The organism is Psychrobacillus sp. NPDC093180, from assembly GCF_044754065.1.
Classification (GTDB): Bacteria; Bacillota; Bacilli; order Bacillales_A; family Planococcaceae; genus Psychrobacillus.
Map to the genome: position 1 here is coordinate 200,556 of NZ_JBIVOJ010000005.1, position 12,912 is coordinate 213,467.

Genomic DNA, 12,912 nt, shown 5'->3' on the forward strand with positions numbered 1-12,912 from the left:
ATGCAACAAGTGGGCAGATTTTTGAACCAACATCGTTATCTATGTTAACCTTAATAGAAATAGTGAAGGAAGTATTGCACTTAATGTGCCGATAAAAACTAATTTTTGATAGTAATAGAGGTGCTGCTTTATGGTAATAACGTTACAAGAATTGCAGATGTATAGGAATTTTGATGAGCTTGCTAGTGATGTACTGGATCTTGCAAAAGAAATTTTGCCTGACAAATTGATTTATTTAACTTCTTTTAGTGATAAACAACAAATTATTCTAAAGCTTTCAAATGAAGATACGAGTATTCTCTTAACGGAGGGAATGGTTATAAACCTTAACGAAACGGTTTGTAATCGAATTGATTTTAAAAATAAACAGCCATTAATATATGAGGATATTAAGAATGGAGCGTGTTCGTTCGATTTAAGAAATATTCTGGAAGAAGTCAATATTAAATCTTATCTGGGGATTCCTATTACACTGGTTAATGGGGAAAGATTTGGGACATTATGTGTAGCGCATCATGAAGAAAGCCATTTTGATAATAAGAGTATAAATTTACTTCAAAAAATAGCCAAGATGTTTGCTTATTATTTGGAACTAGAGCATTTTGCATATAAAGACTCTTTGACTGGACTATACAACAGACATTATCTTTCCAAGTATTTTGAGGAACATTCTAAAACTGGAGGTGTGCTATTCTTTCTTGATATGGATGGCTTTAAAGAGGTAAATGATATACATGGTCACGATACTGGTGATCTAGTGTTAAAGGAAATCGCTAGAAGACTTCAAAAGTTCGTTAATGACCTCCACGATGCCTTTGCGGTAAGACTAGGGGGAGATGAGTTTATCATCCATTTCGCTCAGCTATCTACTAGAGAGGAACTCTGTGAACGAGCGGAATATGTACTTAACTGTTTAAATACATGGGATAACCAATATCAACTCTCCACAAGTATTGGAATAGTATCTTATCCTGTCGATAGTAATATCAATTTAAAAACGCTTCTTAAAAATGCAGACACTGCCTTATATTGTGCAAAAACAGCAGGAAAGAACGCTTATAAATTTTATTGAGCGACTCTTCTAATTAGATTAGAGACTGGGAAAGGTGATCATTAACGATCACCTTTTCTTATAGTGCTTAAATAGACGATCATTAAAGATTGGGTTATTGTACAACAAACTAAATTAATATAGTAAGGTAAACCATACATAGATAGTTGAAAATATACTAATTGGAGGAACAAATGATGAGAGAAAATTTGATAGATATATTGAAAGTAATTAAATTAGGAGAGAAACTAAAATATGAACTACGGCACAGTTGGCTTTCTACTGGTAGGCAAGAAAGTGTAGCGGAACATACTTGGAGAGTATCATTAATGGCTATGCTGGTCGAACCTTATTTAGATAAAAAGGTTGATATTGCAAAGTTATTAAAAATGATCATAATCCATGATTTGGTTGAAGCTGAAGCAAGAGACATACCAGCATTCGAAACGATGAACAACATGGAGAAAAAGAAAGAAAGGAATGAGATGAGAGCAATAGAAAATATTAGAGATACTCTAAAAGGGAATTTAGGGGAAGATATATACAATCTTTGGATTGAATTTGAAAACAAACAATCGTTTGAAGCAAAAGTAGCAAATGCCTTAGATAAGCTGGAAGCACAAATTCAACATAATGAGGCGGATATCAGCACTTGGATAGATGTAGAATATCAAATGAGTTTTATGCTTGGTAAGCATACGGACTTTAATACAGTTTTGACACAGTTCAAGGACATTATTGAAGAAGAAGCAGAGATAAAAATAAAAAATGAAGGTATTGTTGAAGTGGAAATTTTAAAACCTAATTTAGTTAAACAATAGCCAAAGCCGATCATTAGAAACAGGTAATTTGTGCGAGAAACTGTTAGCAAGGCGTTTTAGTTAGAGATTAAGGTTTACTTTAGGCAGCTTTGAATCATGGGAGGTCTGCATTTCTCCCTTGTCCAAAAAATACATAAATTTTCCTGAAAAAGATCCAACAGATTCTCCAACCGTACGGATCAACCGGAAATTCTATCGGGAAGAACTCTACTAATATACGAGGGGGAATATTATGGATAAGCAAAAGCTATTGTTTGAACAACTAAAATTTTATAAAGATTATTGGGTTAAAGCATCATTAGATGGGTTAGAGTCAAACGCTAATTTAATTTGGTCTGATAATGAAGAAGGTTATGAAAGACTGCGACATTTGCTAAAGGATAAAGAAGACAAAGTAGCATATGAGAGTATTCTTAATGAATTAATAAGGGGAGTAATACACTCTTTACTAGTAATGATAGATGGTGTGGATGATTTAGCAGATAAATTTGGTATAGACTTAGTTATTGAGGGAACAATCGAGTCGTTAAAAGACAATGGTGCTCTACATGAAGAATTTATAGGCTATTTATTTGATGTAGAAGAAATGATATAGAGAAAGAATTTTTTATTCTATTTCCCATAATTGAGCAGCGATAGACATTATAATATTATTTTCATAGCACCAGGAAAAAATTAGGAGGAAAGTCTAATCGAGAAGAAGAGCATCATCGCATTTATCATTTATTTTATAGTCACAAGTCTCTGCCTGTACTATTTTTTTTACGATTCGAAAGCATACGAACGGATAAATTCCCTTTCCTATTTTGTACCAAATATACTAACGTTCTTTTTAGTAACGTGTGGATATATTCTGTTTATGGCTTTTGGTGATAAAAAAGATAAAGAGATACTCTTTAAAATGATTGTTTGTTTCATGATTGGAATTGGGAGTAGCACTCTGTTATATGAATTCGTCAAACCGAGTTATACCTATGCTGAAGCAAAAGCAATAGTAGAGCAAAAATACGACGCAGAGGTGATAGACAGTCATTTTACAACAATCACTCAAGTAGAATCTGGTAAAGAAGTCTACCGTATGAATGCAATTAAAGATTCAAAAGAAATCGAGATAGTTTTTAATCCGTATACAGAGGAGATAATATTTCTCCAATAAAATTACTTAGAATATTAGCGGAGAAGGTAATTCTTATTTAGCATGTGTTGAAATTTTCTGTATGAAATTATTTCTCTAGGATGAAGCTGCTGGGAGCAGTATAACTGGATGCACATTTAAATGTCAGTAAAGTTCTAGCTGAATTACGAATGGAATAATGCGGAGTTGAAGATAATTCGATAACAAGTGAATTATTAATAAAATAGAACGTATGTATGGTATAATAAAATAGTAATAGAATAGTGTGTTCATGGGCGGTCAGCATTTCCTTTATTCCGATTTGATATTCTTGTAAGCTCACAAGAATAGGGGAAGGAGATGGTGTATATGACAACTTTCGAAGCCTTGATGCTCGCGATAGCGTTCGCTGGTTTGATTGTTTCCATTCTTACATTTTCAAAAGAAAAAAAGTAAACCGCCCCTGAGCCATAGCAAGCATTTGGGTGGTTTACTCTTGTAATTGCTGATCGCCTTTGAAGCGATACTATTTTGTTACAAGACTGTTGGGTGTTGACGCACCTAACAGTCTTTTTTAATGTACTCTTGTTAGATTCATATTATACCATCCAGCTAATGTTTTCAACTTTATTGTCTAATATAGTTCTACTATCATTTATTCAAGTTACTCATTAGGATATTAAAATACATTAGTTAGTTCACATTCTAAATACTTTCTTAAGTCATTAAGTAAACCAGTGGTACACACTTTTTTTCAATAGCATCGAATCGTTTTAACTCGATCAAGATTTAGCCGATCATTTTTCTGCAAGCTCGCAAATTTCAAATACGTTTTGACTCGGTTGCTGGATATAGTATCCTTCTCATTTCAAACCTTACAACAACTGTAAGAGTAAATTTATATTAATTTATTGTAAGGTTACTATAGAGAGTTTACATGGGAGGGAATTATTAGATGAATATTGCAGATAAACTGCTTCAGGTCAAAGAAGTACATAAGACATTTGGGGAGGGACAAGGGGAAACTGTTGCACTCAAGGGAGTTTCCTTTGATGTTCTTCCAGGAGAGTTCCTTGGGATTATGGGGGCAAGTGGATCAGGCAAGACAACATTGCTGAATACGATTGCAACTATGCTAAAGCCGACAGCTGGGCAGATCTTATTGGAGGGTAAAAATATTTCTTCATTTAAAGGGGCACAACTAGCGAGTTATAGAGGAAGAAAGATAGGATACTTGTACCAGGAATTTGAACTGATCGATAATTTAACAGCTAGAGAGAATATCATTTTGCCTTTGTCTATTCATGGCGTAAATCCTAAAGAGCAGGAGGAGCAGCTTCAAAGTTTAATGAAACAATTTGATATTGAGAATATATTACATAAATTTCCCGCTCAGTTATCAGGAGGTCAGAAGCAGAGGGTAGCTGCAGCAAGAGCACTGATTTCAAATCCAAGCATTGTATTAGCAGATGAGCCGACGGGAGCTTTGGATACAAAAAACGCAAAAATCTTGATGGATAAATTATATGCAAATAATCAAGAGGAAGGGTCTACTATTTTAATGGTTACGCATGATGCCAATGCAGCAAGCTATTGCTCTAGAATTTTATTTATCCAGGATGGGATGATTTTTCATGAGCTTCGAAAGAAAGTGCCTGGAGAAACGCAAAATGCATTTTATGAGCGAATCCTAACAGTATTGGCGCAGTTGGGTGGAGGGAGCAGCAATGTTCTTTGATTTTATCAAGCGAAATAGCCGTAAAACTCGAAAGGAAAATGGGGTTTACTTTGTCTCGCTCGTCATCTCGATTATCGCTTTTTATGTCATCCTGTCACTTGGTGAGCAAGATGTAATTATCTATCTTAAAACTGTTGAAAGCGATGCGGTCGAGAGGCTACTGTTGTTGATGCCAGTCCTTTATGCGGTCTCTTTATTCTTCGTATTTTTCTTAGTTTATTTTGCAAATAGATACCAACTACAACAACGTAGTCATGAATTTGGTATGTATTTAATGATGGGAATGAGGCAAAGCAAGCTATTCGTCATGATTATGGGAGAAACATTGTGGAATGGCATGGTTGCTCTATGCATTGGCGTGCCCATATCGCTATTTTTAACAGAGCTGATTAGCTTAGCTACTTCAAGGTTGATTGGATTGGGGATTATTGGTCATGAGTTTCGTATTTCCTTTGTTGGACTAGGATTAACGATAGTTGGTTTTATTGTCGTACAAATCTTAGCTGTGTTTATACTTAGCTTTAGAATGAGCAGGAAGGAACCGATAGAATTACTAAATGACCAAAAGGAAAAATCGCAACGAGTACTTTCACCAATATGGAGTGTCGTTAGTTTCTTTACTGGAGCAGCATTACTCCTTGGAACTATTTTCTTATGTGTAGCTTATGGATTGGCTATATTATATATGCGCGGCCTTGACCTTAGAATATTTGCGTTAATATTGTTTATAGGAATCTGTGGAACTTTCATATTGTTTCGTGGATTAGGTAGTTTGATTGGAGCGTCGATAAAACGCAAAAGCAGTTCTTCAACTGGATTATTTGTATTTACAGCTAGACAACTTCAAGAAAATGTTTTACATCAATGGAGCTCTCTTGCCATTTCATCCTTATTAATATTAATGGCGATGGTTTGTTTTGCTTTTGGAACCTCTACTGCTTTAAATAATAGTGCTACATCGAGTAGAACTGTCGATTTTACGTTAAAAGGGACGGAAGAAGAAATTGTTACTATATTAACCTCTGCTAAATTGAAGCCTTACATAAACAGTTATTATGAGATGAAACTCGGGCAGTATTGGCCAATTGAATCAGAAACTTCTGACCATACAGCCGCGAGTGCTTTTTCTTGGTCTGGATTAGAAGCAAGAATCTCTAAAGAAAAAAATACACAAGAAAAAGAGGATTTATTAAGGAATATGTCTATGCACGATCGCCCTTATTTCATTTCTCTTTCTAGTTACAATAAAATGTTAACGACTATTAATAAATCTCCAATTATATTAGAAGATAATGAAGTTGCCATGTACTCTAATGAAAAATATACAAATTCTTATGATATATTAAGAAGGGTATTGCAGAAAAATCCAACAATTACTATAGGAGAAAAACATTATGAAATAGTACCGACTTTGTATACTAGCAATATCGTTGCAGATAGGGCGATTACTCTTTCTATTGCACTCATTGTGCCCGATGCTATTTATGATAGCTTAGTTGGCAACTCTCAAGATTCATGGTTTTGGAATATGACAATAAATCCTGAATTTGTGAAGGAAAAAGGCTTAATGCAAGGGATGTACGAAGTAGAACAGACAATAAATACATTCGATGTAGATTATGAAAGTTATCTATCTAGTATGGGAAGACAGCTGTTTTATACAGTGGCAGGTAGCTATACAACATTTTATCTAGGCATTATGTTTCTTATAATTGCGAATACGGTATTGGGCATTAACTTTCTTATGCAGCAACGAAGTACGAAACATAGATATCAAACACTAGCTATGCTAGGAGCAAGTGTTGAATCGCTCTGTTCCTCTGCAAGAAAACAAATTTGGTTATACTTTTGTTTAGTAATTTCGGTAGCATTAGTGAGCAGTGTTTTTGGTATTTGGTCTTTATTGACTGCTTTTCCTTCAATGACGTTGAATGTAGAAAATAGTATGGACATAGCAATTATTCTTATTGCTTTTATCGTTTTTGAACTTGGCTATTTATGGATGATTCAACGAAAGAGTGACGAAGAAATTAAGAAATTAAAAGAGATTGAGTAGGAGTGAAATGATGGCAAAGATCGTCATAGTGGAAGACGACGTTTTCTTACGGGAAGAGTTACAAAGTATTTTAGAAAAAGAGGGATACTCTGTAGAGAGTATCTCTTCTTTCGATACGCCTTTAGAAGATATTATTTCAGCTACTCCAGCGCTCATTTTATTAGATTTAAATTTGCCAAACCTATCTGGATTTCAAATTTGTCGATCCTTGAAGGCTAGAGGAATAGGGCCTATTTTAGTTTTAACCTCCCGTGATCAACTTCGAGATGAGCTACATGCATTAGAATTAGGAGCCGATGATTATTTAACGAAACCATGTCATCCGAGAAGGCTAATTGCTAGAATTCAAAAACTGCAACACTTATATGCAAATATGCAGGTTCTGTTAAATGCCGGCGATTTTCAGCTAGATGAAAAAACAAATATCTTGTATGCTGGCAACACCTCGATTTCATTGTCAGAAAATGAAGGAATGATCATGAAGCTCTTAGTGAAATGTGCACCTTTAGTAGTGAATAAGGAAGAGTTATTTAAGCAGTTATGGGGAAGTAGCGAATATGTCGATGAAAATATTTTGCAAGTGAATATGACCAGATTACGTAAGACGCTTGATAAGGTCGGCTTGTCTAATCGAATTAAAACGGTTAGAGGGGTTGGTTATCAATTAGTAGAAGGTGCTAACACATGAAGCTAGGGGATTGGCTAACAATACTCAAGCTTTCACGTGTTTGGATCTTACTTCTTTTTATAAATTGTGCTTTTTTTATATTCCTAGCATGGGTTGTATATCCTGAAGCATTCAAGCTTTTAGTTGGTATGATGATTGTTTTTTCCATCACGAGTGTGATGATAGGCATGCTGTTTAGTTGGCGGGGAAAGGCGAAGCAAGACAAAGTGTATGATAGATTTTTAAAAAATCCTTCACCGGAGCAAGAATTTGCATTGATACAATCATTTGGGGAAATACATAAGGATAAGGTCCATGATTTAGCGAAAAAATTACGAATGCTCAATGACCGGCTGGATGAGGTTAAATTACAGTCAAAAGATTATGAAGAATTTATTGAAAGCTGGGTTCATGAGATTAAAACACCAATTTCTTTAGTAAACTTTGTACTTCAAAATCGCAAAGACGAAATGTCGGAATTGGTATATCAAAGACTTGAGCATGCAAGAATTACTATCCATGATCATGTCGAACAGATACTATATTATGCAAGATTACAGGCTATTCATATTGATTATAAACTAGAGAGAGTCTCGCTCAATCAGTGCTTGGAAGATGTACTATTAGAAATTCAATCGTTACTGGATGAAAAAGAAGTTAAAGTTATTTCTCAAATCAAAGAAGTGCCAGTTATTTCCGATGAAAAGGCGCTCCAGTTTATTTTTACGCAAATAATAGTGAATGCAGTCAAATATTCTAATGAAAAAGTAGCTAGATTTATCTTGTTAGAAACTGGTTTTGACAGTGTAAAAAATAGATATTTTTTAAGGATAACTGACAATGGAATCGGAGTGCTAAGTTCTGATCTTCCTTTCATTTTCGATAAAGGGTTTACAGGAGATAACCCTAATAGAAAGCAGTCTACTGGGATTGGATTATATCTTGTTAAGAAATTATGTGATGAATTGCAGATTGAAATCGAAGTTGAGTCTAAGTATGGAAAGGAATTTGTCATTCAATTTCTATTTACGAAAATTGAGGAACGGTGCTTTTAATATTAGCAAAGCAGTTTAATTCATTAAAAAAATCGGGAAATGGGATAAAAACAATTCATGGAGAGGGGTGATTTCTATCAAGAAGATCACTTTAGCATTGGTATTTTTGATACTCCTATTACTGTTTGCATGCCAGGCGAAGGATAATGATCTAATATTTAGTGGGGAGGGAGAAAATTGGTCCTCCAAAGTAACCGTTAGTCAGACTAAAGGGGATGAAACCTATCGGATTCTTATTAACTATAAAGAATACAGCAAAGAGGATGTGCCTACTTTTAGTTACAATGTGGAAGCAAAGAATAGCGGAGTATTAAATTTTGGTGAGAATAACGCTTCTTTAAATGAAGAAGGCATATATCAAAGTAATCTTCCGATTTCTAATAGCCCATCTACAAGTGTAAAAGATGAGTTAGTAATAAGAGTAGAATGGAATGGAAAAAGAGAAGAGTTTACTTTAATAAACAAATAATTTATTGGTAACGAGTGCTTTACTTCAAAAAAAAGTGAAGCTTTTTTTACTTATTCAACTAACGAAGTAGTATAGCTGAATAAATAATAATCTCAAATAGAGAGGATTTTGATTTCTAAGTTGAATAAATTAAGAGGGTAAAATTCAAGGGTAGTAGTGATAAAAGAAATCTTATCCTTTTTTATCTAGATAATTTATAGCTCATGATCAAGATCCTATTTTAAATGAGAAAATATTAACCCTTGTAATTCGATGCACTATGTAATACGATGGTGTTATTAGAAAATTTCTAAATAGGAGGATTCATATGGATAAAGAAATAATGAAAGGCAGTATCGATATACTGATTCTTTCCTTATTGTCAAAAAAAGACATGTACGGTTATGGAATTGTTAAGAGTCTTAAAGAGAATAGTAACGAATTGTATAACATGAGTGAGGGAACACTCTATCCTGCTTTAAAGCGATTGGAGAAAAATGAGTGGATACAATCTTATTGGGAAGATGCTGAACTAGGGGGAAGAAGAAAATACTATCAAATTCTGGAGAGCGGTAGGGAGGAACTAAATAGAAAACTTGGTGAATGGAAGAAAGTAAATGATTTAATAAAAATCACTTCGGAGGGGTTAGCTTGGATAAAAAATTCGAATCCTATATTGAGCAAATTGTAAAAGACTTAGACTGTGATAAAGCAGAGAAAAAAGAGATTGCCGAAGAGATCAGTGACCACTTAAAACTATTAAAGAAAGAGTATTTAGAACAAGGTTTCGCAGAAGAAAAAGCTATAAATAAAGCCTTAGAAAGTTTTGGAGATGAAAAGCAATTAAGGAATGGTTACAAAGAATCTATATCTCCATATTACAAATTATTCAAGATTAGTAACTGGATTTTATTTTCTCTGTTCTCTTTTGTAGTACTTTGGAAGTTGATCTTCATAAGACTACTGGAACGAGTGATAAATTATAGTAATGGTTTCCCTCAAAGTAATTACTTTTATTCCAATGAAGCGCAAACAGGTTTCTTTGTTTTTAATCTAGAAATTTGGAAATTAAACGCAAATTTAATACCTTTTAAGAATACAATCAATTACATAGTGAACCATGACAGATTTAATTTAGATATTGTAATCAATAACACGTTAGGGAACATCCTTATTTTCATACCCTTAGGAATATTTCTTCCTATTCTATTTAAAAGGTACACTTCATTCTCCAAAGCAATTACTTTTTCGATTCTTGTTAGTTTCACAATAGAAGCACTACAATTTCTGTTGCAAATAGGGCAATTCGATATTGATGATTTAATTTTAAACAGCATAGGCAGCATAGTAGGATTCTTATTCATAAAATTAATTATAAAAGTCCAGAGAAAAGTTCAAAAACCAAGATTATTTAGAAGCAGAAGTTGATAAGATAACATAACAGTATATATGTTATAAATGTACATTCATAGAATTTAATTTCTAACCATTATATCAACGAAAAGGTGCTTGTGCAGCCGATCCTAAATTTTCAAAAAGGGATAAAGACTTTTTCCTTATTAAGCTATATTAATATACAAAAAAACGCTGAGATATCCTAGCGTTTTTTTAGTCTCATTTAAGACTCATTTTAATCTTATCGTCTCAGGTATAACTTTTAATAACCTTCCCTACACCAAGAACAATTGAAAGAATTAGTAATAGTGAAAGAACTAAAGCCAATATGCTTCCTTCCCCAAACAAAGCAACTAATCCAACATCAAATGTAGGAACACCTAATGCACTTAGCAGTGGTAAGGCAAAAGCAGTTGCAAAAACACCCATTACAAAAACTGATATCATTTTATTTTTCCTTTTGCTCATTAATTTCACCTCCTATACAAGCATTTTAGCGCAAAAGTCAAAATTAACTGATTAATTATAGAGTCATTATTATTGATTGAGGATATACTTATGAAAATATTCACTTAGTATAATAGGTGCTTTAATTTACAATACATCGGATTGATTAGTCGGTTCTTCTTAATACTTACAATACCATTAAGCTCATCGTATAACATTTACGAAATGGGCAAACTACCTTAAGTTAATAAATAAGGTGGTAATGAGAATTATGAATACCAAAAAAGTAATTTTTACGTTGGTTTTATTCTTTTTAGTATTAGCAACTTCAATTGGATGGATGGCAAGAAAGGATACAGAAGAATCCGAGAAAGTCATTGCTGAAGAAAAACGCGAACGAATTGTCTTACTAAGTGTCCCTTCAGACATAAGATATCAAATGATTTACTTAATGGCAGATAAAATCACTTGGATGGACTATGAGAACTTTGTTGTTCAAGTGAATGATAGTACACAAGAAACGTTGTATCACTTCCCTAATTGGTATCATGGAAAGTATCCGCCTGATCTATTCTATCATGATGTGAATGGCGACTCCTTTGGTGACATCATCATTGTTCTAAATAATGATAAAGCTGGTATGGAGAAGCCTCGGAAAGACATTCATATTTTGAACTTTATTAAAGAGCGAGGAGAATATGAAGAAGCCATAATCGAGTCCATTGAAAAGACTATAGCAACCATTGATTCGATCGTGACATTAGAGAAACACGACAATATCGTGACGATTCATGTAAACGGTGAGAAATACGTAAGCGATATCTCCGAATACAATTTCATGAATCCACGAGAACCGTTATACATCAGCTTTCAGCAGATAACCTACTCTGTTGAAAATGGTCAATTGTTTGGAAGAGTACCTGTTTATATAGCACAAGATAGTGTCTACGGAGGATTAATTGGTTTGCTCAAGCTTCCGTATGTGTGGGACGGAGATGAGTATATTGTCAAGCAAATAAAGTTTCTACCATATAAATCTGATGATGAACAATTTTTCTTCTCATTCAATTAATTTAGTGGAAATTAATTTTACCTATAAGAGTAACCAATTTGGCGTCTTAGCTTGCTTCTTCAATATATGCGTTATGAAATACCCAAGGATGTTACAGCTGTTTATTCAAATTCATTTTTACGATCTTTGAAAAAGTCGTAGAAAAATCTTACATTTTCCAGTTCAGTCCATTTATATGTTCTCAGAAGAGGAGCGTCCAGATTATAAATCTTAGCATTTAGTGTTCCCAACATAAATGGAGAATGGGTCGCTATAATAAACTGACAGTTTAAAAATCTTGCCAGTTCATTTATTTCTTCCGCCAATTTAATTTGGTTTGTAGGGGAAAGAGAAGTTTCAGGTTCATCGAGCAGATATAATCCATTTGGCACAAGGTATTCATCAAATATTTGGATGGATGTCTCTCCGTTAGAATACTTCTCATTGGCAAAGTTCATAATCTCGATTTGCTTGTACATCTGCGAAGAATGCTTCAAATTTTCCAATTGCTCCTTGGTATAACCCAATTTAGAGTGTTGGTACAGGTAACCTTCTTTCAGAACTGCCTCCTGCTGAATCTTCTTGATCTCATATAAAATATCTTCGCTTTTGATGTACAGGTTATTATGCGGTATTCGATCTGACTCCCCGTCATGCTTTTTTTCACCAAGGCTGTATGAACAATCCGACATGTAATCCGACGGGTAATTGTTATAGCGATTATTTGTAATTCCCTCAGCCCCAGTAATTTTCAGCTTGTTAGCTATTAAATTTAAGAGCGTGGACTTTCCGGAACCGTTGTTACCATACAAAACTGTAATATTGTTAAAGACAAATACTTCTCCAGATATTTTTCTAAACACATTGTATGGATAGGCATTTGGATTCTTGACTGTATGGGGGCTAAGTTTGAAGCTTTTTAGATATATCATATGGGTAGACCTACCTTTTGGAAAATGAAAAGCAAAAATCTCATTACTACCATCATTTTACCATGTTTCCAGAAATATAGAGTGAAGTTTGAATTTATGATGTTTGATTATTATTAAGTACAAAAAATCAAGTAGCT

Annotated in this window: 15 protein-coding genes; 13 read left to right on the forward strand and 2 right to left on the reverse strand. The window is 33.9% G+C overall.

The window, feature by feature from the left end:
• Positions 1–130: 130 nt before the first annotated feature.
• The 12 genes from ACIP9W_RS09520 (at position 131) to ACIP9W_RS09575 (ending at position 10,378) form a co-directional block, all read left to right on the forward strand.
• The gene (locus ACIP9W_RS09520) at positions 131–1,072 is read left to right on the forward strand and encodes a sensor domain-containing diguanylate cyclase (RefSeq protein ID WP_400788509.1); all 942 of its coding nucleotides are present in this window, start codon (positions 131–133) and stop codon (positions 1,070–1,072) included.
• A gap of 173 nt (positions 1,073–1,245) precedes the next feature.
• Complete coding sequence (locus ACIP9W_RS09525) at positions 1,246–1,872, forward strand: HD domain-containing protein (RefSeq protein WP_400788511.1); 627 nt, start codon at positions 1,246–1,248, stop codon at positions 1,870–1,872.
• 232 nt (positions 1,873–2,104) lie between these two features.
• Positions 2,105–2,467, forward strand: coding sequence for a histidine kinase (locus tag ACIP9W_RS09530; RefSeq protein ID WP_400788513.1), 363 nt, complete (start codon positions 2,105–2,107; stop codon positions 2,465–2,467).
• 264 nt (positions 2,468–2,731) lie between these two features.
• Entirely contained in the window at positions 2,732–3,028 is a 297-nt protein-coding gene (locus ACIP9W_RS09535; protein ID WP_400788515.1) for a PepSY domain-containing protein, read from the forward strand.
• Between the two features lie 327 nt (positions 3,029–3,355).
• Positions 3,356–3,442, forward strand: a complete 87-nt coding sequence (locus ACIP9W_RS09540; protein ID WP_400788770.1) for a putative holin-like toxin — start codon at positions 3,356–3,358, stop codon at positions 3,440–3,442.
• Positions 3,443–3,941: 499 nt separating this feature from the next.
• Positions 3,942–4,724 carry an ABC transporter ATP-binding protein gene (locus ACIP9W_RS09545; RefSeq protein ID WP_400788516.1) on the forward strand — a complete coding sequence of 261 codons (783 nt, stop codon included), beginning with the start codon at positions 3,942–3,944 and terminating at the stop codon, positions 4,722–4,724.
• A complete protein-coding gene (locus tag ACIP9W_RS09550; protein ID WP_400788518.1) occupies positions 4,714–6,780 on the forward strand; it encodes an FtsX-like permease family protein in 2,067 nt (688 codons plus the stop codon). Before ACIP9W_RS09545 ends, ACIP9W_RS09550 begins: the two co-directional genes overlap by 11 nt.
• Before the next feature lie 7 nt (positions 6,781–6,787).
• On the forward strand, positions 6,788–7,468 hold the full coding sequence (locus tag ACIP9W_RS09555; RefSeq protein ID WP_400788520.1) for a response regulator transcription factor: 681 nt from the start codon (positions 6,788–6,790) through the stop codon (positions 7,466–7,468).
• Complete coding sequence (locus ACIP9W_RS09560) at positions 7,465–8,502, forward strand: sensor histidine kinase (protein ID WP_400788523.1); 1,038 nt, start codon at positions 7,465–7,467, stop codon at positions 8,500–8,502. Before ACIP9W_RS09555 ends, ACIP9W_RS09560 begins: the two co-directional genes overlap by 4 nt.
• Positions 8,503–8,599: 97 nt before the next feature.
• On the forward strand, positions 8,600–8,971 hold the full coding sequence (locus ACIP9W_RS09565) for a hypothetical protein (protein ID WP_400788525.1): 372 nt from the start codon (positions 8,600–8,602) through the stop codon (positions 8,969–8,971).
• A 307-nt stretch (positions 8,972–9,278) separates the two neighbouring features.
• Positions 9,279–9,641: a PadR family transcriptional regulator gene (locus ACIP9W_RS09570; protein ID WP_400788527.1), complete on the forward strand. Its 363-nt coding sequence runs from the start codon at positions 9,279–9,281 to the stop codon at positions 9,639–9,641.
• Entirely contained in the window at positions 9,602–10,378 is a 777-nt protein-coding gene (locus tag ACIP9W_RS09575; protein WP_400788529.1) for a VanZ family protein, read from the forward strand. Before ACIP9W_RS09570 ends, ACIP9W_RS09575 begins: the two co-directional genes overlap by 40 nt.
• A gap of 216 nt (positions 10,379–10,594) precedes the next feature.
• Here the strand turns inward: ACIP9W_RS09575 and ACIP9W_RS09580 are convergent, their stop codons facing one another.
• Positions 10,595–10,813, reverse strand: a complete 219-nt coding sequence (locus ACIP9W_RS09580) for a hypothetical protein (RefSeq protein ID WP_400788532.1) — start codon at positions 10,811–10,813, stop codon at positions 10,595–10,597.
• 250 nt (positions 10,814–11,063) lie between these two features.
• Here ACIP9W_RS09580 and ACIP9W_RS09585 point away from each other — a divergent pair, with 250 nt between their 5' ends.
• Positions 11,064–11,864, forward strand: a complete 801-nt coding sequence (locus tag ACIP9W_RS09585) for a hypothetical protein (protein ID WP_400788534.1) — start codon at positions 11,064–11,066, stop codon at positions 11,862–11,864.
• A gap of 101 nt (positions 11,865–11,965) precedes the next feature.
• On the opposite strand, the gene ACIP9W_RS09590 is transcribed toward ACIP9W_RS09585, so the two are convergent.
• A complete protein-coding gene (locus tag ACIP9W_RS09590) occupies positions 11,966–12,775 on the reverse strand; it encodes an AAA family ATPase (protein WP_400788536.1) in 810 nt (269 codons plus the stop codon).
• Between the last annotated feature and the right edge of the window lie 137 nt (positions 12,776–12,912).